This is a genomic window from Acinetobacter sp. YH1901134, from assembly GCF_013416965.1.
In the GTDB taxonomy this organism is placed as follows: Bacteria; Pseudomonadota; Gammaproteobacteria; order Pseudomonadales; family Moraxellaceae; genus Acinetobacter; species Acinetobacter amyesii.
The window spans coordinates 194,588-219,287 of record NZ_VPEW01000006.1 but is presented as its reverse complement, the minus strand read 5'-3'; the positions used below and the strand labels follow the sequence as shown (position 1 = coordinate 219,287).

Below are 24,700 nucleotides of genomic sequence, written 5' to 3'. Positions count from 1 at the left end.
CACATTCCTTGTCCTTCAGGTGTATTCATTGCTGCCGTAGATATTGTGTTATGTGCTTGGTTTGAGCTGCATCACTCCACCAATAGTCAATCCCAACAGAAAGTTTAGGTTTGACATAAGGCTGCTTATACATATGCCAATAGGCAAACCAGTTTTCACTTTGCCCAAACATTGGGATTTGATAATAACCCGCTCTGAGCAGGCGGTCTAAAACACGCGTACGAATAATCAATTCTTCCCGATTTGGAGCATTGATCACCTGTTGAATGAGCTGATCTATTACAGGATTTTTAATCCCTGCGTAATTATAATTACCCACTTGGTCAGCTGCTTGACTGCCCCAAAGTTGAGCTTGCTCACCCGCTGGAGTGAGCGATTGAGGCATTTCATCCACGATCATATCAAAGTCAATATTTCGCATCCGCTCGGTGTATTGCGGTCCATCGACTTGTCGCAATAGCACCTGAATACCTAAACGTTTCAAATTTCGTATAAATGGCATTAAGGTTCGCTGCAAATCTTGTTGCTGAATCAAGATTTCGAATTTCACAGGCCGAGATTTTGCATCCACCAATCGGCCGTCTTGATAAAGATAACCCGCATTCAATAACAGTTGGCGTGCATGCAGCAGATTTTTTCGATTAAATCCACTGCCATCAGAAACGGGATATTGCCAATCGGATAAGACCCCCTGTCTTTGAATAGGATCAAGTTGCGATAACATCGGTTTTAAAATATCCAACTCTTGGATAGAGGGTTTCCCCTTCGCTTCTAGCACACTATTACTAAAATAACTCTGCAAACGCTGATACTGCCCATAAAATAATGCTTTATTTTGCCATTCAAAATCATAAGCATAGGTTAACGCTTGTCGAAAACGAATATCACTAAATGGCGCACAACGGGTATTAAATACGAGACTTTTTGTCGGAATCGGTCGTTCATGTTTAAAGCGATATTTGACAATTTTACCGTCTTTAAAAGCAGGAAAATTGTACGCTCCCACCCAATTACGTGCGGTCTTTTCCTCATATAACGTAAATTGACCTGCTTTAAAGCCTTCAAAGGCTATGTCTGGGCTGCGATAATATACATATTTCAGATGGTTAAAATTATAGCGACCACGATTGACGGCTAAGTTCTGCCCCCAATACTCAGGATTGCGCTTGTAGCGAATACTCCTACCTGCATCGATCGTCTCAATCGTGTAAGGGCCTGAGCCTAATATGGGCTGCAATGTAATTTGAGTAAAATCTTTTTTTGCCCAATCTTTTTTGGAATAAATCGGCATTTGCGCCAAAATCATGGGCATATCAGTATTATGACCAGATTTAAAACTCATCCTCACCTGATATTTAGATAAAACATCTGTTTTGTCCAAATCCGCTAAGTACATTTGTAGACCGGGATTTGATTTAGTTTGAAAGGTATCAAAACTAAATTTAACGTCTTCAGCAGTGAGTTCAGAACCATCACTAAACCGTGCTTTTGGGTTTAAATGAAAAATAACAAAATTAGTTTTTTTCGGGTCAAATGTCACCTTTTCGGCAAGCAATGGATACATCACACCCGGTTCATCTAAAGATGAACTCATCAAGCTATCAAAAAGATAATTGATACCTTCAACAGAACGCCCTTTTCCATTCATGCTGTTTAAATTATCAAAACTCCCAATACTCGAGGTCGTGATATATCCCCCTTTATTGGCAAGAGGATTGGCATAGGGCATTGCCTGTAATTGATGATATTGAGGGCTACTATGTATGGCAAGAAAAGGCGTGGTCTGCAACGCAGCCCACGCCCCTGTAGAAAGTATGCTCAAAGTCACACCAAACACGTAACGCGAAGTTGAAGCAGAATACATTCAACTTAACTCCTTAATGTTTGGACTCAGTTTGGTACTTTAATGACTTCACCAATACGTAACTGAGCAGACGGTTGTATATCATTCATTTCAGCAAGTTTTGATGTATCAAGTCCATAACGGCTTGCTAAACCAATCAATGTATCGCCCCGTTTAATACGGTATTCACTGATAGTTTTAGGGACTTGTAAATTTTGACCGACACGCAGTCCTGCACGGGGGTTCAAGTTATTTAATTCAGCCAATGCTGCCACAGTTAAACCTGTCCGACTAGCAATCGAATTTAAAGACTCGCCTGATTTCACAGTATAGCTTTCAGTATTTGCTGGTCTCACATTGCTCGTAGAGGATTTAGCTTCCGTTTTTTTGGTTTCAGTTGCTTTACTAGCTACATCAGCAGGTAGTTCACCATCTACTTTTAAACGCTGCCCTACACGAATCGCACTATTGGTATTTAGGCCATTTAATTCAGCTAAATAACGTAATTGAAGATGATATTTCTTCGCAATCACACCCAATGTTTCACCTGATTTCACCACATGAATATCGGTCGCATCAACGGAATTCGTTCGTGTATTGGTTTTGCTTTCAATTTTGGTCGCCTCAGCTTTGGTTTCTACTTTAACCGGTGCGACATCACCTGTTAATTTTAATTTCTGCCCAACGCGTAGACCAGAACTACGCTCTATACCATTTAAATTTGCGACATAGTCCATGCCTAAATCATAGCGACTAGCAATGCCTGTCAGTGTATCGCCAGACTGCACCACATATGTATCCGGAACAGTTGAACTTGCAGGAACTTTAATGCTTTGCCCAGCCATCAGCCCACTATTTACCGACATATCATTTAGACTCGCCAATTCTGACAAACTGATTTTTGACCGCGTCGCAATACTGTAAAGCGTATCACCACGCTGCACTTTATAGCTTTCAACTTTATACGCAGGATTAACTTTGACATTTTCAATGCGATTCACGACTTTGCTTTCGAGCTTCTCAACTTCTGCTACAGCTTGTAATGGCACATTAATTTTTTGCCCCACCATCAAGCTACTGCCAGCCGTTAAGCCAGTTGTTAAATCTGCCAACTCTTGATTTGACAGCGCATAACGATCTGCAATGAGTTTTAGATATTCACCACGTTTTACCGTGTAGGATTTGGTTTGAACTTTTGCAGGTTTTTCGACAACTTGAGCGGCTTTCTTGTCAGCTTCCAATTTTGCTTTCGATGCAGGCGTTTCTTTTAGGGATAATTTCTGTCCAACATATAAACCACTCGTGGTGGTTAAACCATTGTAGTCGGCGAGTTGCTTCGTACTTAAACCAAATTGGCTCGCAACAGCTGTAAGACTGTCATTTGCTTTCACCACATAGCTATCTGCGATAGGCTTAGCTTTCGATTCTTCATTATTTTGCACAATCGGTTTCGCATCATATAAATAGATGGTCGTACCGACATACAAGGTCGAATCTGGCGAAATTTGGTTCCAAGCTGCAATATCGCGCCAATTCACGCCATTTTTCATCGCGATCAATGCTAATGTGTCGCCCGCCAAAACTGTATAAGTACTGCGTTTACCTTTAGGTGGTACAACTACAATTTCAGAATCTGTACGAATGACATTTTTACCTTGGTTGCGTTTGGCTTCTTCGGAATCTGCACCTGTATTTTCAGCCACGCTTTTCGGGTAAGAGAACCCTTTCGTCAGTTCTTTTCCTTGTTGATCCGCAATCGACTGGCTAGTCTGAATCGCAGTTAACTTAATTTTGCCATCGTAAGGATCGACAATTTCAGTGCCCTTCGGCGCAATAGCTTTAATTTCCTGAACGACTTCTTCTTGTTCTGCTTTAGTCGCTACTGGTTTTAATACCTCATCTATTGTTTTGGTCTCACCTTCAGCTTTAATAGCCGCCATGATTTGCTCACGCTCATTTGCGCTGAGTGGTGGCTCGACAGACACGGCTTTCACAGGCGTCGAAGGTGTTACAGCGACTGGAATACGCGGCGCACTTGGAATATCACTATTCGATGCAAAAGCAGCCAAAGCAGATGATCCTATTGGCGTTTTGCCTTTCGTTCCTGATGGAACACTCGGCGTTACCGTTGCAGCGACTACAGGTGGTTTGGCAGAAGCTGTCACTGTCGGCTGTGTTTTAAGCGTAGGTGGCGTCACTTTAGCGGGCTGAATAGTTTTACTATTTAATTCCGGCGGAGTAACACGTGACGGTGTTATTTCAACATTATTTTTTGGTAAGTTATAAGTTGAATTACTTGCCCAATAACCTGATGAACCACCTGATTGTAATTTCTTCAAACGTGCATCGACTGATGGACTCACATCCGCAGGAATTAAAATCCGCATTGGGCTGCTGCTATCAATCACATCGCCACGATGACCAGGGTTTAGTGCATAGAGTTCTGCACGGCTTAAACCGGTAATAGATGCAATTTCATTTAAATTTGCAGGCCCTACAGCCACTTCACGAAAGTGTGGACGGTTGGCAATTGGCGGTAAACTTACGCCATAAGCACTTGGATTTTTAATAATTTGAGCAACAGCCAAGAAACGTGGGACATAGTTCATGGTTTCTTGGGGCAGTTTTAGTGACCAATAATCCGTTGGCAAACCTGCCGCACGGTTACGGTTAATCGCCTGTTGAATGCGGCCCGGCCCTGCATTATATGCAGCCAAAGCCAATTCCCACGAACCGAACTGGTTATGTAGCGCACCTAAAAACTCATAAGCTGCACGCGTTGATTCCACTACGTCACGACGACCATCATACATTGAGGTTTGTTTTAAGCCGTAAATACGTCCAGTACTTGGAATAAATTGCCATAAGCCTGCTGCGGCTGCACTTGAGGTTGCTGCTGGGTCATAAGAACTTTCAATCACTGGTAATAACGCCAACTCAGTCGGCAAACCACGACGTTCTGCTTCTTTAACTGTGTGATATAAATAACGGGACGCACGCGCACTTAAACGATCAATATATGGTTGACGTGAAATAAACCAACCACGCTGCGCTTCAATTCGCGTATCCCAGTGGTTCAAATCCATTTTGAAACCCACAGTCATACGCTTCCAGACATCACCATGCTTCAGTACTAAAAGGCGATCGCCTTCTACGGCACGCATGTCTGTTGCAGAAAGTAAATCTTCGAGTGAATCTAAACTATTGGCATCGAGAAAGTTTGAGCCAACTTGTTTACTTGCTGAGTTCTGCTTAGTCGTTTGCGATGAAGAACAGCCCGTCAGACCAAGAGCTGCGAGCGCAGAACCCAAGACTGTAAATTTAAAAATTTGTGGTAACGTAGGCTGCCAGACAGTCGCAGTTGATTTATACATAAAAAAATCCAGACAACTCATATAAAATTTATTTTTTAGATATGCCATTGTAGTGAAGCAGAACACAGACACAAGGCGTTAATTTAACGCTATTTCAGTATAAATGTTACAAGAAATTAAAAAAATCGCCAGAAATGGATTTCTCTCTGTCATTTGCGTTATACAATATACGGTTCTGAATGCTTGTTTTTCTCCGGATTTGATTTATGTCTCAAACAATCACGCTTTATGTTGATGGTGCATGTAAAGGCAACCCTGGCTTAGGGGGTTGGGGGGCCTATATCATCCGTGAAACTGGAGAAGAAAAACTCTGCGGCGGCGAAGCTGAAACCACCAATAACCGTATGGAATTGACTGCGGCAATTGAAGGCATTCAACACTGTCCGACCGATGCAAAACTGATCATTTGGACAGACTCTAATTATGTCAAACAAGGCATTACCGAGTGGATACATGGTTGGAAAAAGAAAAACTGGAAAGATGTTAAAAATCCTGATCTGTGGAAATTACTGGATGCAACTTGTCAGGGTCGGGAAATTGAATGGAACTGGATTAAAGGGCATGCAGGCCATCCGGGAAATGAAATGGCCGATCAATTGGCCAATCTAGGCGCAGAAAAAACCCTCGAACACATCAAACAAGCGGCATCATCTACAGCTGAAGTACCTAAAAAAAAAGCTGAACCTGACTGGCTATTAAATGATCCATTTGGACTTGAATTTGCTGATAGCGAGGATGAAGCAGAAGAAATCTCAGCCGAGTCAGCTATTGACGCAGAGCAGATTGATGACATTACGATAGAACAACAAGCAACAAACACGGCATCAACGTTGAATGAAGCTGCCCCTATACAGTCTAAGCAAGCTGCTGAAATCCATCCAATGATTGTCATTACACCAGCAACCGTCGATGTATCTGGCCCACGACAATTAATTTTGGATACGGAAACCACAGGTTTCTATTTCCAAGATGGCGACCGTATTATTGAAGTCGGTGCAGTGGAAATGATTAACCGCAAACTGACCGGTAGCTCAATTCATATTTATATCAACCCGCAAAAACCTGTCGGTGAATCTGAAAATATTCACGGAATCAGTGATGACTTTCTAAAAGACAAACCACTGTATGCTGAAATTGCTGATGTATTATTTGACTATCTAAAAGGCGCAGAAATCATTGCGCATAACGCAACCTTCGATATGAACTTCCTAGATATGGAGTTTAAACGTGCAGGTTTTGTTGCCTTATCGGAGGTATGTGAAGTCACCGATACCTTGGCTATGGCCAAAGCCAAGCATCCAGGCCAGAAAAACTCACTCGATGCATTAGTGCGTCGTTACGAAATTCCACAACGTGACCGTACCTTCCATGGTGCGTTACTCGATGCGGAAATTCTGTCTGACGTATACCTAGCAATGACGGGCGGTCAGGTTTCCTTTGATATCGATGCCCTGACCCACTCGCAAAATGAAGATGGTTCGCAAACCCGCGCCGCTGTTGAAATAGAATTACCTGTGATTTTACCTTCAGCAGATGAACTTGAAGCCCATGAGACATGGGTCAAACAATTTGAAGAAAAACATGGTACACCTTGCCTTTTTGCGAAATAAAATCTAAATTTCGTGTTACTTTTTGTATATAAACAATTCTTACATACGCTATAGTAAAACCATAAACATGGACCGCCTTAAGGGGCGGTTAATAAACAAGATAAAACATCTAGGAAAGGTGCAGATACATGTCTTACCAAACCTCTATCCATTTTGATCCAACGGCTTTGCTGATAATAAAAAATGAGGTTGATAACTCAATCAAGTTAGTCGAATCAGCAGTCAGCACCTTAGTTGAAGATCAAACTTTACCTTTCGGGATTGATGATGCACTGATTCAATTTGAACAATGTGCTCAAGTACTAGCTTTAGTTGATATGCCAAGTTTGGCAAAAATCGCTCAATATTCAGCAGAGTTAATGCGCAAGATCATGGGGAATCCTGCGCAAATTAACACTCAAGAGGTCATCGCACTGAGCGAAGGCACGACCATGCTGAAACGCTACATCGAATTTATCTGCCTACGTGAAGTTAAAATTCCACAATTCCTGCTGGACAGTCTTAATCGTCTAGAACTATCTTTAGGTAAACCTCTAACGTCGGAAGGCCAACACATTGAGTCCCTACTCGATTGTATTACTCCTGACTTTGACTTACCTCAAGCTCCTGCACTTGAAAAATCAAAATACGTTCACCGTCTGTATAAGTTGGCGTTGAATAAATTGATTAAACAAGAAGAAACTGAGCTGGATTTGCAAGCGATTAAATTGGTCGGTGCGTATTTAGCAGGCCTTTCAGACAAACATCCAAGTAAACAATATTGGAACTTGGTTTTTGTTGCGTTTAATCAAATTGATCAAATCTTAATTACCGATGCTCGTTTACGTACCTTGGTAAGCATTGAACGCAATATGGCTCAATATTTTGCAGGAACTGAGCGCTTTAAAGCATCCATTTCTGATTTAGCCAATGTCTTAAGTCTAAACATTAGCCAAGAAGATGACATTTCTTATCATATTCGTGGCAAATTAAATATCGGTGAAGACCTTCTTACCGACACCCAATTGCAAGTTTTCAGTCGTCATTTATATGGTCCTGACTTCGACACCATGCATACCATTGGTGAATTGGTTACGACTGAAATGACGCAAATTCGTAATGATATTGAATTTAACTATCAAAATATGACGCCTGAAAAAACCCAAGAACTTCAAGCGAAATTAAACGAATTGGCAAATATTTTCAAAGTCTTGAACTTAAATGAAGCGTATAACGACCTGTCGCGTCAAGCTGCGTCATTAGGTAATGCTGAGATTTTACAAGATGAAAGCTTTGCCCAGCAGTTGATGAACAATATCTTGTCTGCCATGAACTCGATTGGTGTGCTTGAGCGTCATCACACTTCTAGCCGCTTACAACTTCGTGTGAATAATATGAATATTTCACTCGACCGTTTAGATGAAGCACACGCTGCTCTGTTAAATGAGACCAAGGTTTTAATTGATGCTGCTAGCCAATCTTTGGTTCAGTATTTACAAAACCAAGATTTGACACAACTTGAAGCGACTGCAACTCAATTCCGTGAAATTGGTGGTGCGATGTTGTTCCTCAATGCAGATGCAGCTCAAAATGCGCTGAATTCAACAGCTCAATTCATTTTGAAACGAGTTGAATCTTCAACAGCGATTGAAGCAAACGAAGTGAATCAAGCATTAGATTCATTGGCAAGCGCAGATATGTTGATTGACAATTTAAAGAACAAACAACCTGTTTTACAGGGCATGTTTAAGGTAGCATTGGACAGTAGCGAAAAACTGAAATCAGCAGCAGCCTAATGTCTAAATTGTCACTTGCGTATATCTTCAAACAACAGCAATTGCTGGTCGATGAAAACTTTCAACTTCCCGAAGTTGAGCAACTCGCAAGTGATTTAAATATTGGCACGGGTGATCAAGTGATTGCCCGTGATCTACTTGAAAATGAGCCAATTCCTGAGGGCTTACAACTCATCCCTATTCGTCAGCTTCTACAACTTTGGAATGTTCAGCAATTTGAACAAGCCAGCCGTGCTATTCAACTCTTAGAATGGCGCCGTAATCATAAATTTTGTAGCCACTGCGGTACTGCAACTCAAGTCCACGCCACAGAATATGCTATGGTTTGCCCTGCTTGCGGTTATCACCAATACCCTCGTGTCAATCCTTGTGTCATTACCGTCATTACCCGTGGCGAAGATGAAATTTTATTGGCAAAAAATGCAAAAAATGTCCGGGCAATGTATGGACTGATCGCAGGTTTTGTTGAAGTGGGTGAAACTCTAGAAGAAGCAGTTCGTCGTGAAACTGAAGAAGAAGTTGGGCTGAAGGTCAAAAATATTCAATATTTGGCAAGCCAACCTTGGCCTTTCCCAAGTAATTTAATGATCGCCTTTAAAGCAGAATATGCTTCAGGTGAGCTTCAATTACAAGAAGAAGAAATAAGTGATGCGGCTTTCTTTAAATTTGATGCATTACCTGAAATTCCGTTCAAAGGAAGTATCGCCCATTCGATGATTATGCATGTCATCCATGGGTCTGCTGTTGCAGATGACACCGAAGCATGGTTATAAGTAGCTATTTTTAGTAAATAAATCATACAATAAAAAAACCGCCATACTTGGCGGTTTTTTATTTTCAATCATTTAACCAAAGACATTAAGGTGGACTAATTTCATCGAGTACACGCATGATTTCAGCTTTGGTTTTAAAGAAACGACTAAATAGACTCGAAACTGAACCAATCATCGTGATGTGCCCAACACGAGGGATTTGAATCAATTGACTATGGTTGCCTGAGGCTTTTAATCGACGATCAAAATCTTCACTATTGCTATGGCCAACGATATTGTCTTTATCCGCAGTGAATAGATAATGCTTCACTTGATTGTGCTCAACAAAATAATATGGCATCACTTGTTGATACGGTACATTTTGATCAAAGGCATCTGCACAAATCGGATCACCTTTATAATCAAAATGATATGGCCCTGCCAATCCCACAATTGCACGAATATTCTCTTTCACTTGCAGCTGATATGGCGTCGGATGATACAGTGCAGACATGACATTAAATGCCCCTGCCGAATGTCCCATTAACACCACATTTTCCACTTCAATCTGCAACTTATGCTGAGACTGCGTCAAATAGTTTAATGCAAGGCTAAGATCATCAATTGAAGCCGGAAAAATATATTCAGGTGCGAGATGGTAATTGATGACAGCAACATCGAAACCTTCTTTGGCAAAAGCTTCACCAATGAATCCATAATCCTTTTTGTCACCATGCATCCACGCTCCACCATGTACAAACACGATGAGTGGACGTTGCTGACGAGGTGCTGACGTGCGATACAAATCTAGGCGATGGCGCGCTTTTAGACCATAAGGAATATTATTTTGAACATGATATCCTTGTTTGGGTGTCAGTCGGTTTAATGCATAACTGCCAAAATCATATAACCGAAAATTTCGGTATAAAGATTTAGCCAAATCCATTTTTTGCTGAAGCCGCAGAGACCATTGATTCATATTTTACAGCATCATTTCCGACATTTTATTGAGCATTTGGATCGACAGCATCCGGATCTATCGCTACAGGCGTTTGTACTTCAGGTTGCACATTACCTACAGCAGGTGTGGTGTAACTAGAGTTAATCGAACGTGCCTGTGGATTTGGGTTCTGATCAATATTATCGATTAAAGTGACAATTCGCGTTACATTACCCACTTGTTGCAAGATTTGATTTAAGTCTGTGATTTCCGCACTGTTTAAACGGCCCATCACATAAAGAACAGCATCTTCAGTATGAATGTGTACTTTGCTGTCAGATACCACAGGCGCTTTCATAATCAAACCACGGGTATTCGCAGTGACCGCAGTATCTTGCATGATGGTGCTATAGCTGATCTGATTACCCACTGTAATATAGTTATGTACAGTTTTGACATCACTCATTGAACGGACATTTTCTTCTGCCAATTCTTTTAAATGATTATCTGGCACTTGCCCAGTCAATAAGACATTGCCATGAAAACTTTCAATATTGACACGTGACTGTTTAAAACGAGTATCTAATTTATATAAGTTAATTTTTGCTGTTCGAACAATGGAAGAGTCAATAAAAACTTGTCCCAATGAGCGTGCGCCGCTTTCAGTTCCTACAGGTGCTGATCCTGTTCCATTCGAAATAAAACTCGCACAGCCAGATAAACTTGCGACACAAAGCATCGTTATTGCAATACGCTTAACCACTCAGCACGACTCCTCAAATTTCCACACGTATTTTTCTATGCGTTTACACAGTTTGTTTTATCAGAGATTAATCAACTCTTGATCAAAAGTAAAAGCATTTTCAATCCATTGCTGATGATACGGGTATTTAGAAAAGTCTTGCTGTAGTGTTTTTGCAAAGTGCTGATAAAAATCAAAACAAATTGCATCAAAGCGACAATAATAATTTTGAAAATGTGACTGTTCATTTAAAAAATGCAACGCAGTCTTCATCATCTTACGTTGTTTGTGAATAGAAATACTTTCAACGGCTTGAGCATAACGGGTATTCGAACGGGCTTTAACTTCAATAAACACCAATTCTTGACCACGTGCAACGATCAAATCAATTTCACCATAACGACTATGATAATTCTGTTGCACCTGTACATAGCCTTGCTGCTCAACCAAACGCAGCGCTTGCCGTTCTGCCCACTGCCCCAGATTCATCTGTCCCAAATTCATCTGCTCTAAGTTTAGCTGCATCGTTTCATCCCTAAAGTGAGATTGCCACGATGCCTTTTTTACTTCGCTCATAGCAGTGGGGAACACGCTGAATATTATTTTGACTAATTTTGATTAGCCCTGTTCGCCCCTGAAACTCAATGCTTTTTAATTTCGGTTCTTGCAAATATTGTTTTGCGATATGCCATGTGTCCCCACCAAAAGCTAAAAGACGTTGATATGGCATATCTACTGGATTTTCCTCATAAGCTCGGATCAGGTCAGGCCAACGTGCATCATGTAAGGCAGGTGCATCACAAAATTTCAGTCCTATAGGAATGGGCTTAGTAGCCTCAATCGCATTGGCTACGCTATATAGTTTCGCTTTGGGCAGTTTTGTTTGACTGTTTATCCATTCATTATTGCCTAACAACAGCACCCCTTGATTTTTGTCCAGCTTCGTTGGGAGTTGTTCAACCACTTGTATCGGCACTGAACTTTGACTAATTAAGGACATGAGTAGTAATTCATGTTCTGCCTCTGTTGCAGGCTGACGTAGAACAAGCACTTGCGCTAATTTGTCTTTTTCGAAGACTTTTTGGAGTGCTAAGGCATCATCACGTTTCGATAAACTGTACTGCCAGACATTTGGAATTTGGCTGGTAGTTTCATTTAAAGCCAACACGCGGACTTTAGGCTTTGCTTTTACAAGTGCTTCTACATCTTGACGTGCTAAAGGACCAATCACCAATTGAGTTTTTTTATTGACCTGTTGCTTCAATATCGCTGCAATTTGCTTTTGATTTGAATCTACAAACTTAATGGGCACTTTGTAGTCTGACGATTGATATGCGCTATTGAAACCTTGCTTAATACTGGATGCGGCTCGCGCCATAGGGCCAGATTCAGGTAGAATGACCAAGACGTCTGCCTGTGCAGCAGTAAACAGACTGCTTAAAAGGCAAAGACCCAAAATTTTGTTCTTATTATCCAACATGGAGAAACCTATGAGTGCTCAGTTATTTGTTGTTGCAACTCCAATCGGGCACTTAGATGATATTAGTTATCGTGCAATTGAGGTATTGAAGTCGGTTAAAATTATTGCCGCCGAGGATACACGAACTTCCGCACAATTACTTAAACATTTTAGTATCAATACGCCTTTAACTGCTTGTCACGACCATAACGAAAGCAACAAAATAGACCAGCTCATTGAACGCCTAGAAAAAGGTGAAAATATGGCGCTGATCAGTGATGCAGGCACGCCATTAATCAGTGACCCTGGCTTTAAACTGGTTCGTGCTGCACAAGAAAAAAATATTCGTGTCATTCCTGTGCCGGGTGCCTGTGCTGCCATTGCAGCTCTCAGTGCTGTCGGCCTACCCAGTGACCGTTTTAGTTTCGAAGGCTTTTTACCTTCTAAACAGTCACAACGTCTTTTAGCACTGGAAAAACTGAAAGACGAGACTCAAACCATGATTATTTATGAAGCGCCGCACCGTATTGTGGACTGCCTAAAAGATATGTCGAATGTCTTTGGTGCAGATCGTCCTGTGGGCTTTGCACGTGAAATTACCAAAACATTTGAAACCATTAAAAAAATGTCGTTGGGTGAATTGGTTCATTTTGTCGAATCTGATCACAATCAGCAAAAAGGCGAAATCGTTTTGGTAATTGGTGGTGCGACCGAAGAAAAAGACCTAGAGCAAGAAAAGTTAGACAAATTGCTGACGCGTTTACTTCAAGATTTGTCCGTTAAAGCTGCCTCTCAGTTGGCTGCAGATTTAACTGGGATTAAAAAGAAAGTGGCCTATCAACGTGCTTTAGAATTAACCCAAGCGAACGATTAAGCTTAATTTTTTTTATTTTTAATTTGAACCGCTTATGGGACCTACGGGTTCCATAAGCTATCCCATACAATAATTTAAATAGAATGAAAAAAGTTGCTTATAACATGTCCATAAATCTGTCTGTCAAAAAACCGCTGATGTTCATTCTCTTTAATCTGGTTTGGCTCACCGTCCTTGCACATATTATTTATACTGGCATTCAACCCTATCCGCACTATATTAGTGGCGAGCAAATAACGGCCGATCATAGCGCGATTGCGATGGTCTGTGGATATTGTTCCCTCTATTTTGTAGTCGGTAATTTACTGAAACTGAGCCAATTTTGGGATAGGCATCGTTATTGGGCTTATATCATTTTGAGTGCGGTATTACTTTTTCAATCTTTTGTCGCTGCTGTGGCGGCCATGCATGCACCGCCGTATATTGCTGCATTTATTATTAATTGTATGTTTTTGCTTTTACTGCATTTTGTGTTCTATCCTATTTACGCGATCAGTCGTAAATATATGAAGCCAAAGACGACTTAAAATAACTACACAACGTCATAACTAAACATGCTTAGTTTAAAAATGAATGACCTTCAGCCTCGCACAAGCGAATGAAGCAAAAAAAACACCACATGACGTGGTGTTTTTTCATTTTTAATCTTTTGCCGATTCGTCTGGAGGGACTTCGGTAATACGACCACCACGCGCTAAGAACGCAGCAACTTCATCTTCAAGCGCCTGACGTTGTTTTAGTTTTGCTGTCACTGTTAATGTTTCAGCTTCAGAGGTGTCACCATCAGAGGCAGAATCAGCTGCGTCACCTGCACCTTTTTCAGCTGCTTGTGCTTCATCTTCATCAACTACTGAATCTTCTGGATCATCATAATCATTCATATCAGTCATTGTGTTCTCCCCGCGAATGACTTCTGTTTGCCAGCGAATGGCTGGTTTTAAATTAACAGAAATTTAGCAATCTCTGAGCATTTCGACTAGTACCCACAATCAAAAAATCGTATCTTTTTTAATCAAAATCGTAACCTTGTTTATACGACTGTCTAAAAAATATCTGACTTTGACCTAAGCTGCGTAGATTGTATCTTTTAGAATACTCAGACCATTGGCTTGAGCCATAAACGCATCTTTTAGAACAGTCTGATTTTCCACTTGTTTTAAACCAAAGTTTCGCGCCCACACCACAGGAGAAAAAGTTGTGGTTTCTAACCAACCAATCGCGGACATACTATGCATCATGGCATCGTTTTGCCCTTTACGACGATGTTCATAGCGCTTCAAACTTTGTTCATGTGCCCACACACCCCGTTTTTTATCGGTCAAAAGCACATCGCAAAGCACTGCTGCGTCTAAACAACCAATATTCACACCTTGTCCTGCAAGCGGATGAATCACATGGGCAGCATCTCCAATCAGCGCTAGACCATCATGAACATATTGCTGTGCAGCTCGTGCCTTCAATGGAAATTTAGCACGTGGCGTTGCTTCTAAGACTTCGCCGAGCATGTGATGGCTTTCACGTGTCAATAATTGAGTGAACTCAGTGTCATTTAAAGCCACATATTCATCGGCGTAATCATCTGGTAAGGTCCACACAATGGATTGCCAATAACCGCTTTCTTCTTTTTTCAGACTCGCCATCGGCAAAAATGCCAAAGGTCCTGTTTCTAAGAAAATTTGACGCGCTACATGCTGATGCGGTTGGGCGGTTTTAATTGCACAGCTCACACCGGCTTGTTTGTAGTCCAGCACATCTAGATCGATGAAAGCTTGCTCACGGACAAATGAGTTTGCACCATCTGCACCTATCACCAGTTTTGTTTTGAGCTGGGTACCATCTGCGAGGTGAATGATCCACACACCAACGCCGCGCTCAACACGACTGACCTTGACTTGGGTTCGGTAGTCTTCGAGTTGTTCTAGCATTTTTTCTTGAATGGCTAAATTCAATACGCTTGGTTCAACCATTGAACCTAAAGCTTGCTCAACTGATGGTGTTTGGTCTGCAACATGACCAAAATTGATTTCTCCATAGCCATTTTTATTCCACACCTGCATGCCTGTATACGGCTGCTGACGGGCAAGCTTTTCCCAAACACCCACAGTCTTGAGTAGATGAATGGTGGCTTGACTAAGTGCCAAAACCCGAGGATTCGCAATACTTTTGGTTTTTTCTACATCCAAAATAGGTGCCGCATCCAATACCGTAGCCTGCACACCGCCCTGCGCCAATAACAATGCCGTTAAGCCACCGACCAAGCCGCCGCCGACAATCACGGCATCCAGTACATCTGTATGATTTAAACTCATGCTTTTAGCCCCATTGCATAATTCGCGACCAAAGGCTTAATCCCCGGAATGGTGTCAAAGGCAACTAATCCAGTATTGCGAATCAATTTTAAAAATGGGTTCTGGTTGCTAAAACCACGAACAACTGAATCACAGAATTTAATCACCCGCTGCTGATCGGTCAGGCGCGATTTTTCATAATCAAGCAACATAGCTGCATCACCCAGATCTGCATTTTTTTCAACTTGCTCTTTTAAATAACGGCGTAGTACATAGGCATCGCGCATACACAAGTTAAAGCCCTGACCTGCCACTGGATGAATGGTATGTGCTGCATTTCCCATGAGCACTACACGTCCAACTGCTTGTTTCTCTGCAAGTACTTGCGACAATGGGAAGCTGAAACGTTTACCAGTTTTTTGGAATTTACCTGCACGGTCACCATAGGTTTCTTGTAAAGCATCTAAGAAGTGCTGATCATTTTCATCCCCCATCCACTCGCCTTCAGTTCCTTTAGGAACAGGCCAAACCACTGAGCGACGGTATTCACCTGGAAGTGGCAGCAGCGCTAGCGGACCAAGCGGACTAAAACGCTCGAAACCGACATGACCATGCGGTTTAGAGGTTTGTACTGTAGTGACAATCGCCACTTGGTCATAATCATGCACCGATGCGCCAATACCTAAGGCTTTACGGCAGAATGAATCACGGCCATCTGCTGCAATCACAATTTTAGATTGTAGTTTGAGCTGTTCTTCAGCACGCTGTGCTTCGATAAAAGCATGATTAGCATCTTGATTCAGAGCGGTCACTTGCACGCCATCAATTAATTCTATCAGCGGTTCTTTTTTGACTTCTGTGAGCAGCACACGGCCTAACCATGCATTTTCAATAACTTGTCCAAAGCTTTCGACTTTTTCTTGTTCTGCTTTGAGTCTTGCCTTACCAAAACTGCCTTGCTCTGTAATATTCACTTCTAAAATAGGTGTGGCGTGTTCCTGCAAAGCATCCCAGAGGCCTAGTTCTTGATAAATTTGCACCGTACGGCGTGACAAGGCGCTGTTTCGTGCATCAAAACTCGAGTGATAAGGCTCAAGGTTTGCATCATCATAATTGGGGTATTTAATGGCTTCTAAAAGTTTTACGCCAATTTTGTCTTTGGCCAACATGAGTGCCAGACTTAAACCGACCATACCACCACCAACTATGATGACATCTTGCTGCATGCTTGTTTCCTTTTTTATCAAGTATTCGAATTTAGGACATTCACTCGAAATACATATAATCTGTAATGAATTTTATCTTACATCAAGGGCATGATTTTTTATAATGAAATACAAATTAGTTGCAGGTATTTGCACTGATTAAATACAAAATTAATCATCTCTTACCGTAAATATTGATCTTTAAAAAAGAGAAAATCACAATAAAAATGGCTGAGTCCATCAGTATGAGCCATCATTTGCGTAAATCAGCGTCATTTGAACATGTCATGTTTTGATGCATTCAAAAGGACGATATCAAGCTAACTACCTGATGATCTGCCTTTAGCCATTGCTCAATTAGTTGAATAAGTGATTGCAGCTGCAAAAACCAATTATGTTACACCATTCGGTTTAATGAGCTTTTCATTACACAACATTTTCTGGATATATTCCGCAGCAGAATATCCAGAATATGTAATTTTTGTTGTGTTATTGGCGCCTTATCCTAAAGTTGATGCACGTACCAAGCTTTAATTTGAGTTAGGTACAGAGCAACTCTAAAGCGATGTCGAGCACTATTATTCAAATAGGTTTTAGCGCCAACTTTACCTTGGCATGGTGTGAAAATACTATGGCGCAAACCTTAGAAAATACGCTGCAAACCAATAATTGAGAAAGATTTACCCACCAAGCTGAGTTGTAGATTCATACCGATATGACTGAGCCAGCGAAAAAAAATCAACAAACAAACATTAGTGAATGGCTGTAATTATGATTATATGCCCCCGAGTGTATTGGTCAAATATGCTATAGATCTGATTTCACATGCTGAATATGCTGAACTGGCAACAGGACATTTGGCCGTATATGAAAAACCGGAAGAGTTTTTAAAATTAGCGACTGATTTTTTACAAAAATCTTAATGTTTGAATGAAGTTAAAAAGCCGATCTAATGATCGGCTTTTTATATTTATTTAATATTTTCCATGATTTGGTCAAAATATTGCGCTCATGCATTCAATTTATTTTCATAGCAATAGATAAAGATATAGAACATAAATGACAGAAACGATCTCCTTAATACGGAATAATTTAAATGAATGGCTTAAGCATTAAAATGCTGGATTAATTTCCGCAATCGAATTTCTGCATCTTGATTAAAAGCATTCGCCGCTTGGTGATACCAGCGTTTCGCCATCTTAAAATCTTGAGCTGCGCCGTTGCCTAGCTCATACATTAAGCCAATTTTATAGGGAGCAATTGCACAGCCTTGTTTTGCCGATTGCTTGTACAAGTTCATAGCTAGATTATAATCTTGATCAAGAATTTCGCCCTTTTCATATATTTCAGCAAGGGCCGTTCTTGCGTTTATATTTCCCTTTTCCACTGACTGATTCAGCAGAGCTAAAGCGATATGAACCTCTGTTTTACATGGTTTTCTGAACAACAGCACCGCTAACTTCAGCATCGCCGCATCATCCCCCTGATCAGCCGCTTTTTGATACCATCCTTGTGCTGTAACATCATTTTTTTCGACGCCGCATCCCGTTTCATACATTTCACCCAATTTAATTTGGGCTGCAATATCCCCTCTTGAGGCTAAACTCAAATAATCATCATAAGTACGCTGATTGTTATACTTAAACTTTATTTTCTTTACTGGATTATAATCACTATCAAAGATTTCAAAACCGACATAGTTTTTAAAGAGTTCAATCAATAACTGCCGAACCAATTGAGTATGATAAATTAAATGATCCTTTTCGCTAAAATAATAATACTGATAATAGCTTTCCAAATCTTCATTGATTTCTTCTTTTAAACTGTTTAAATCAGTCGTCCATTTTTTTTGAACTTTGCCATTTTCAACATATTCGTATAAATACCTTGTTGAAAAGTTTAACCATTCCTTTTCAAAATCTTGTCTTTCTCCATCCATGTAAAGTTCCTCTTCTTCCGCTTGAATGACACATCTGATTTCTGCACCCTCTTTATAAAGCGCATAGCTATAGCTTGAATTTGTGTCTGCAAAATCAAAGAAGATCATCCATTTCATCGGCAACTGACTGCTCAGCAAACTGCTCCATTTTTCAGGTTCAGTAAAAGCAAAATGTGCTAATCCGGCACTATTGATACAAACAATATGATCCGTCAGCCACTCTATATCTAATGCAGATTTTGAGTTTTCTTCAAAATAAACCAGCCAATCATTTATCAGTCTTTCAATATTCTGTTGATTGCCATTAAAGGGAATAACCACCCCAGCTTTTCTAACGCCCATAATTATGATTAAAATAAAAAATTTATACGATTAATTTAAAAAGACTTATATCTAGTTTTTGTAAAAACTTAACATCATAAAATCAACTCCATTGTTAATTACACTTGTCTATGTGACTAGTATTTATAAGACTGCTTGTAGATAAAAAAAGCCGATCATCTGACCGGCTTTTTTAATTACTATATTAACTTAAGCGGCTTTCGCTTTCGCCATCAGCACTTCAATGTCTTCTACAGATTTCACCACTGCAGCTGTTAAAACACGTGGACCTGCTTTAGTTACAGCCACATCATCTTCAATACGAATACCGATACCACGCCATTTTACATCCACTGTTTCATCATCTGGCGCAATATAAAGACCAGGCTCAACAGTCACAACCATACCTTCTTCATAGGCACGCCATTCACCGTCTTGTTTGTATGAACCGACGTCATGCACATCCATACCAAGCCAATGACCCGTACCATGCATATAGAATTGGCGATAACTTTCTTTTGCGATGATTTCGTCAATATCTCCTTGCATAATGCCAAGATCCAATAAACCTTGAACTAAAATACGCACTGCAACGTTATGTGGTTCTTTATAAGAGTTGCCGATACGCACCGCATCAATCGCCGCAATTTGTGCATCAAGTACGATATTATAAAGTGCTTTTTGTTCAGGGCTGAATTTACCGTTGACTGGGAAAGTACGGGTAATGTCTGAGGCATACAGCTGATATTCACATGCTGCATCAATCAGTACCAAATCACCATCTTTGAGTTCTTTGTCATTTTCCACATAGTGCAAAATACAGCCATTTTCACCGCCGCCGACAATGCTGTTATAGGAAGGCACACAGCCATTTTTACCAAAGACATAATTCAGTTCTGCTTCTAGTGCATATTCCATCATGCCCGGTTTAACCGTTTGCATGGCACGAGTATGCGCTTCTGCTGAAATATCCGAAGCAATCTGCATCAATTCAAGTTCATCATCAGACTTGTGCAGACGCATTTCATCAATAATACGATCAAGCTGAATCACTTGTGCAGGCGCACTCGCACCTTTGCGTGATTCACCACTCGCTGTTGCAATCCACTGCGCCACACGTGCATCGAAATCAGCTTGCTGACCTATTCGATAGAATAATTTATCTTTATTTTGTAATTTTTCTAAAATTTCTTCATCAAGCAAATCAATTGCATAAGCTTCATCGGCTTCATAATCATCTACTGCCCCATCTACACCCGCACGGTAGCCATTCCAAATTTCCATTTCACGGTCACGTTCACGGCAGAATAAACTGTAGCTATAACCTTCTTCTTCCGTATCAAAAGTTTCAATCACTGCAACCGCTTCAGGTTCAGCAAAACCTGTTAAATAAAAGAAACTACTATCAGCTCGAAATTTATAATCTGCGTCGCGATTACGCATGGCTTCTTTGCTCGTGGCAATAATTGCAATACTACGTAGTCCCATTTCACCCGCAAGGATGTCTCGACGTTCTTGAAAATCCGCTTGAGTTAATTTCTTCATTTAAATACTTCTTATACCTGCTGGCTGATATTGTTTAAATTTTGATTCAATTGAATATGAATCTCTTAATCTATGTGAGGCATGTATAAAAACACGTAATACCTCACATAGATATAAGCAAAATTAATGCCTTAGCTTGGACGATGTGGGGTGAACATTTCAACCACATTACCCACTTGAGCCGATGAATTTTTAGCGCTCAGTTGTAGCAACGGTGTTTCTGAAACATCAACTTTGGTACGTCCCATAGACAGGCTCACTGGGATTAAACGAACAAATTCGTATAATTCCTGATAGCTTTCTTCACCTTCTTCATCATCATCTGAATCTTCAAATTCTACTGAAGCGACATCCTGTAAATGCTCAATCAATTCTTGTTCATTGGTGCGCAGATGACCTGCCGCCAAACCAAAACCAAGAACAACACCTGCACACCAATCTGCCAAGGCTTGCACACGCTCACCTAGCAAGTGATCATCATCTGGTAATAAAGGAAGATAGTCGAGTTCATCATCTGAAAGTGAATGAGCTACATCTTCTGCTTCTTCAGTCAACAATGCCACCGCATCTTCGTCTAATTCAGCTACATCAAGCGTTGCTAAAATTTGTTGCCACTCTTCACGACTCGGGGGTTGTGACACACAAACTATACCAGTGAGTAGACCATGTAACTCACTTGGGCTTGAAATTTCTTCAATTTTAGAAAAATTCTGGGACCAATCTGACCAACCTGAAATATCGTCTTGCATTCGCTTATCCAATCTCTATACTTCGTATATATTACCTTTGTTTGCAAGACTGTGCGACTACGTTATGTTAAAAGAATTACAGCGTCTCCAAGCGCATATTAGCGTTTTAAAAAAGCGACTGGCGCAATTTGAAAGCGAAAATAATGCCCTACAAGATGAGAAAAACTCGTCTGATGAGCACCATCATGCTCAAATTGTACATAAGAACGGTATTATCACCTCCAAACAAGAAGAAATTGATACGCTGAATGAGCAATTAACTGATTCACGTGCTCAACTTCAACAGCTGAATACTGATGCAACTGCTTTGGCTGACCGATATAGCCGTCTTGAAAAAAGCTGTACTGATCTAAAAAATCGTTTTCAAGAAATTTTGGCAGAACGTAATGAGCTACGTATCGTTAAAGAAAAGATGCAAAATGAACAGCGTCATGCTCAACAAGAAATTCAAGGTTTGCAGCAAGAACGTGAACGTTTATTGCAAAAAAATGAACATGCCAAAGCAAAAGTTGAAGCGATTATTCAACGTTTAGCTATTTTAGGTACAGCTCAAGATCAACATGCGCAAGAAATTCAACAACTGGCACATCCGACTGAAAGTAATGAGGAAGTTTGATCATGAGTGAACAAATTGCAGTTGATTTAAAAGTTCTAGGTCATAGTTTCCGTTTAGCAACGACTTCTGACCAACAAGCCGATTTAGAACGCGCAGCACAATTACTGAATGACAAATACGATGAATTCCGTCGTAAAGCGCCACGTATGGAACCGAGTAAACTGATCATTATGGTCGCACTTGAGTTAATGCAAGAAGTTCTGTCGATGAATAAGAGTTTGCAAGAATATGCAAACTGCGAACTTTTGTTGCAAAATATTTTGGAACAAGTGGAAGAATTGACTGATTAATCGGTGGTTTAGTGATTATACTTTGCCCGATTGCTTCATTTTAAACACTTCGTCAGTGTTTGGTGATTTGCCAATAACGCTGAATTCGTTATACTGAGCACATCTCTGAGGTGTTCGCCAGCTAGGTCTAATCCCCTGCCGATACTTAAACTTATGGATGTGTTCTGTATATTCTGAGCGTATGCCCTCCTCGAGTGGGAAACCCAGCGAGTGTACGTCGCGTCCACCTTGAACTCATCGGGTTCAGGGTCACGACATTTGCAGCGGCATCTTCGGAGTGTTTATTTTCCAAATCCTTATTTAAATTATAAGCATTTGATTTAACAATTTTTTTTAATTTACTATTCTATTTCCGCGCCACTCTACTTTTGCTCTCCCCCTTAATTATTTCATTTAAGTTTGGTTAGTTTAAAAGTTTATTTATTCAAGTTAATTCATTTTTTGAGTTGTTCCAGTTTAGCTAGCTGTCTATCCAAAGCTCTGTCCATTTCAGGAAGAATTTGTCGTAAATATTGAATTGATGAAATGGCTTCATCCAATTTCACGACGCCTTTTTTAACCAAGTTATATTGTTGCTCGAGTAGAGCGAGTACTTGATTTTGATTCGGCTGCTGTCCCTGACTCATCAGCGTGTTTATTTGCTGAAATTGTTGATATACCTGTTCACGTTGCTGTAATAGCTCAGAGTGCGTTTCACTGTCGAGTATTGATTGTTTGGAATTAGAACTTGAATGCTGCAATACATTTTCTATAGTTCGCTCTGAACGTGTTTCAGACACTTTTTGTTGATCTAACGGTAGCTGTTCATGAACCTCCTGCTGCTTTGGTTTTAAAAACTGAATCATCAACAATAAAATTAAGCTAACCATTAAGCCTAGAACAATCCATTTCTTATACATGATCCAATCTCTAAATGTTCTTCAATTAAAAAATTCAGAGCCGATTTGACTCTGATTTTTCCATTTTCTTTTGATTTAAACTGTTTTACTGACTGCCCCATCCTGCTGGTGCATAACCTAAACGAACACGCTGTGGGTGATTGCCAACTGGAACTGTGATGACTTTTTCACCTGTTGCAAAATCAATCACGGTTACTGCATCTGTCGCACTTTCAGAAATGACACAACGCTTACCATCTGGACTTTGCGTTGCCCAATACGGTTTGCCTGCAGCAATCAATTTCGCCGCGGTCAAAGTTTTACGATCGACGATGGTGGCATAATCATCCATCGTTCCTGCAACACATAGTTTTTCACCATCTCCACTGATCGAAAGCCCATGATGGCGTGAGTCATTCACCCATTTGGTGCGATCAGAGGGAATAGTTGCACTTCCCGGAAGCTGTGCAATGCGTGTGACTTTGCCTTGATTGAGATCATATTCGACCAAGCCATTAAAAAATGAGACTTGTGCATAGATTTTGGATTCGTCTTTGCTAAACACAATTGGACGCACAGCGTTCGATAGGTCTTTACGGCCAAAGGCATCCAATGCAGGACGAAAATCAATTTTCTTTAAGACTTTAAAATTATTAGCATCGGCAATGGTGATATAGCGTTTGCCTTTAGTGAAATCCTGCCACGCTGCATCCATTGAGGTTTCCACATTACCTATGGCTGAGTTAAGAATTTTTGTGCCACCATCAAAGTAAATATTTTCATGTGGTTTATCGCCCGTCGCAAAACGTCCTAATTCTTTGCCCGTGTTGATATCGAGTACATGTACGACGTTCCCCGAAGATGCTGATACTGCAACTTGCTGTCCATCGGGTGAAACCGCCATATGGTCTGCTCGGAAGCCTTCAACGGGTGTGCGCCAATTGATTTTCCCCGTTGCAATGTTAATCGAGACTACATCTGCATAACTTGGGCGTGATGCAACCACCGATTTGCCATCTGGTGTGGAATACATGTCATCGACCAATTGATCATTTCCCTCTCCTGCTGTATTACGAATATAGCTATAGGCGATCAATTTTACTGGGTTAAGGTAAATTTCAGTGAGCCGTTCTTTTTTGTCGGGCACCATATTGATGACACCAACTTTCTGATAGTTTTTTGCAGGATTGATGACTGTAACCGTACCATCCCAGTTATTACCCACAAAAAAGGCTTGCTGGCTATTGGGTGGAACGGGTGCAGTGGTTGTCGCTGCGAAAGTAAGTGGCGACACCGCAACCGTCATACAAAGAAGTGTCCTGATCCAGAGATTCTTTTTCATTTTTATTGTCCATTGATTTGTTTTTATGCATACCTTTTGAGCTACGTCATTAGATAAGTGTCGCTTTTTAAGCGCAAAGAAAGCTTATTCAATATACAAGTGTAGATATAGCGTATTTGTTTTAATTCCGATGAGTTGTTGATTAAAACCAAGTCTTC

Annotated in this window: 23 protein-coding genes and 1 other RNA gene; 10 read left to right on the top strand and 14 right to left on the bottom strand. The window is 40.7% G+C overall.

Annotated features, from left to right (window positions below):
- Window positions 1–25: 25 nt before the first annotated feature.
- Window positions 26–1,864, bottom strand: coding sequence for an extracellular solute-binding protein (locus tag FTV50_RS08620; protein ID WP_180024165.1), 1,839 nt, complete (start codon window positions 1,862–1,864; stop codon window positions 26–28).
- Between the two features lie 26 nt (window positions 1,865–1,890).
- A complete protein-coding gene (locus FTV50_RS08615) occupies window positions 1,891–5,217 on the bottom strand; it encodes a LysM peptidoglycan-binding domain-containing protein (protein WP_180024164.1) in 3,327 nt (1,108 codons plus the stop codon).
- A gap of 206 nt (window positions 5,218–5,423) precedes the next feature.
- Here FTV50_RS08615 and dnaQ point away from each other — a divergent pair, with 206 nt between their 5' ends.
- From dnaQ to nudC, 3 genes are all read left to right on the top strand, one after another.
- The gene (gene dnaQ, locus FTV50_RS08610) at window positions 5,424–6,827 is read left to right on the top strand and encodes a DNA polymerase III subunit epsilon (RefSeq protein ID WP_180024163.1); all 1,404 of its coding nucleotides are present in this window, start codon (window positions 5,424–5,426) and stop codon (window positions 6,825–6,827) included.
- 128 nt (window positions 6,828–6,955) lie between these two features.
- Complete coding sequence (locus FTV50_RS08605; RefSeq protein WP_180024162.1) at window positions 6,956–8,602, top strand: chemotaxis protein; 1,647 nt, start codon at window positions 6,956–6,958, stop codon at window positions 8,600–8,602.
- Window positions 8,602–9,375 carry an NAD(+) diphosphatase gene (gene nudC / locus FTV50_RS08600; protein ID WP_180011997.1) on the top strand — a complete coding sequence of 258 codons (774 nt, stop codon included), beginning with the start codon at window positions 8,602–8,604 and terminating at the stop codon, window positions 9,373–9,375. Before FTV50_RS08605 ends, nudC begins: the two co-directional genes overlap by 1 nt.
- Window positions 9,376–9,460: 85 nt before the next feature.
- On the opposite strand, the gene FTV50_RS08595 is transcribed toward nudC, so the two are convergent.
- From FTV50_RS08595 to FTV50_RS08580, 4 genes are read right to left on the bottom strand one after another with little or no spacing between them, the layout of a single operon-like run.
- The gene (locus tag FTV50_RS08595) at window positions 9,461–10,333 is read right to left on the bottom strand and encodes an alpha/beta hydrolase (protein WP_180024161.1); all 873 of its coding nucleotides are present in this window, start codon (window positions 10,331–10,333) and stop codon (window positions 9,461–9,463) included.
- A gap of 25 nt (window positions 10,334–10,358) precedes the next feature.
- Entirely contained in the window at window positions 10,359–11,057 is a 699-nt protein-coding gene (locus tag FTV50_RS08590) for a BON domain-containing protein (RefSeq protein WP_078192932.1), read from the bottom strand.
- Window positions 11,058–11,117: 60 nt separating this feature from the next.
- A complete protein-coding gene (locus tag FTV50_RS08585; RefSeq protein ID WP_180024208.1) occupies window positions 11,118–11,525 on the bottom strand; it encodes a YraN family protein in 408 nt (135 codons plus the stop codon).
- 46 nt (window positions 11,526–11,571) lie between these two features.
- The gene (locus FTV50_RS08580; RefSeq protein WP_180024160.1) at window positions 11,572–12,516 is read right to left on the bottom strand and encodes a penicillin-binding protein activator; all 945 of its coding nucleotides are present in this window, start codon (window positions 12,514–12,516) and stop codon (window positions 11,572–11,574) included.
- Window positions 12,517–12,526: 10 nt separating this feature from the next.
- On the opposite strand from FTV50_RS08580, the gene rsmI reads away from it, so the two are divergent.
- Both rsmI and FTV50_RS08570 read left to right on the top strand, forming a co-directional pair.
- Window positions 12,527–13,369 carry a 16S rRNA (cytidine(1402)-2'-O)-methyltransferase gene (gene rsmI / locus FTV50_RS08575; protein ID WP_078189168.1) on the top strand — a complete coding sequence of 281 codons (843 nt, stop codon included), beginning with the start codon at window positions 12,527–12,529 and terminating at the stop codon, window positions 13,367–13,369.
- 104 nt (window positions 13,370–13,473) lie between these two features.
- Window positions 13,474–13,896 carry a hypothetical protein gene (locus tag FTV50_RS08570; protein ID WP_180024159.1) on the top strand — a complete coding sequence of 141 codons (423 nt, stop codon included), beginning with the start codon at window positions 13,474–13,476 and terminating at the stop codon, window positions 13,894–13,896.
- Window positions 13,897–14,010: 114 nt separating this feature from the next.
- Here the strand turns inward: FTV50_RS08570 and FTV50_RS08565 are convergent, their stop codons facing one another.
- The 3 genes from FTV50_RS08565 to FTV50_RS08555 form a co-directional block, all read right to left on the bottom strand.
- Window positions 14,011–14,259, bottom strand: a complete 249-nt coding sequence (locus FTV50_RS08565; protein ID WP_078189169.1) for a hypothetical protein — start codon at window positions 14,257–14,259, stop codon at window positions 14,011–14,013.
- 174 nt (window positions 14,260–14,433) lie between these two features.
- Window positions 14,434–15,678: an FAD-dependent monooxygenase gene (locus FTV50_RS08560; protein WP_180024158.1), complete on the bottom strand. Its 1,245-nt coding sequence runs from the start codon at window positions 15,676–15,678 to the stop codon at window positions 14,434–14,436.
- Complete coding sequence (locus FTV50_RS08555; RefSeq protein WP_180024157.1) at window positions 15,675–16,883, bottom strand: FAD-dependent oxidoreductase; 1,209 nt, start codon at window positions 16,881–16,883, stop codon at window positions 15,675–15,677. Before FTV50_RS08555 ends, FTV50_RS08560 begins: the two co-directional genes overlap by 4 nt.
- A gap of 348 nt (window positions 16,884–17,231) precedes the next feature.
- On the opposite strand from FTV50_RS08555, the gene FTV50_RS08550 reads away from it, so the two are divergent.
- On the top strand, window positions 17,232–17,396 hold the full coding sequence (locus FTV50_RS08550) for a hypothetical protein (protein ID WP_171263758.1): 165 nt from the start codon (window positions 17,232–17,234) through the stop codon (window positions 17,394–17,396).
- A 245-nt stretch (window positions 17,397–17,641) separates the two neighbouring features.
- A complete protein-coding gene (locus FTV50_RS08545; protein WP_171263759.1) occupies window positions 17,642–17,785 on the top strand; it encodes a hypothetical protein in 144 nt (47 codons plus the stop codon).
- A 182-nt stretch (window positions 17,786–17,967) separates the two neighbouring features.
- Here FTV50_RS08545 and FTV50_RS08540 read toward each other — a convergent pair whose 3' ends face one another.
- The 3 genes from FTV50_RS08540 to FTV50_RS08530 form a co-directional block, all read right to left on the bottom strand.
- Entirely contained in the window at window positions 17,968–19,143 is a 1,176-nt protein-coding gene (locus FTV50_RS08540; protein WP_078192937.1) for a tetratricopeptide repeat protein, read from the bottom strand.
- Window positions 19,144–19,332: 189 nt separating this feature from the next.
- The gene (gene pepP / locus FTV50_RS08535) at window positions 19,333–20,667 is read right to left on the bottom strand and encodes a Xaa-Pro aminopeptidase (RefSeq protein WP_078192938.1); all 1,335 of its coding nucleotides are present in this window, start codon (window positions 20,665–20,667) and stop codon (window positions 19,333–19,335) included.
- A 131-nt stretch (window positions 20,668–20,798) separates the two neighbouring features.
- Window positions 20,799–21,416, bottom strand: coding sequence for a UPF0149 family protein (locus FTV50_RS08530; RefSeq protein WP_111885849.1), 618 nt, complete (start codon window positions 21,414–21,416; stop codon window positions 20,799–20,801).
- A gap of 64 nt (window positions 21,417–21,480) precedes the next feature.
- Between FTV50_RS08530 and FTV50_RS08525 the strand changes: the two genes are divergently transcribed.
- The 3 genes from FTV50_RS08525 to ssrS all read left to right on the top strand — a co-directional run bounded on the left by FTV50_RS08525 (window position 21,481) and on the right by ssrS (window position 22,604).
- Window positions 21,481–22,032, top strand: coding sequence for a hypothetical protein (locus FTV50_RS08525; RefSeq protein ID WP_180024156.1), 552 nt, complete (start codon window positions 21,481–21,483; stop codon window positions 22,030–22,032).
- Window positions 22,033–22,034: 2 nt separating this feature from the next.
- Window positions 22,035–22,322: a cell division protein ZapA gene (locus FTV50_RS08520; protein ID WP_168378082.1), complete on the top strand. Its 288-nt coding sequence runs from the start codon at window positions 22,035–22,037 to the stop codon at window positions 22,320–22,322.
- Between the two features lie 99 nt (window positions 22,323–22,421).
- Window positions 22,422–22,604: non-coding RNA, 6S RNA (gene ssrS / locus FTV50_RS08515), on the top strand.
- Between the two features lie 152 nt (window positions 22,605–22,756).
- Here the strand turns inward: ssrS and FTV50_RS08510 are convergent.
- Both FTV50_RS08510 and FTV50_RS08505 read right to left on the bottom strand, forming a co-directional pair.
- Complete coding sequence (locus tag FTV50_RS08510) at window positions 22,757–23,221, bottom strand: hypothetical protein (protein WP_180024155.1); 465 nt, start codon at window positions 23,219–23,221, stop codon at window positions 22,757–22,759.
- A gap of 85 nt (window positions 23,222–23,306) precedes the next feature.
- The gene (locus tag FTV50_RS08505; protein WP_257223883.1) at window positions 23,307–24,506 is read right to left on the bottom strand and encodes a YncE family protein; all 1,200 of its coding nucleotides are present in this window, start codon (window positions 24,504–24,506) and stop codon (window positions 23,307–23,309) included.
- Window positions 24,507–24,700: the final 194 nt, after the last annotated feature.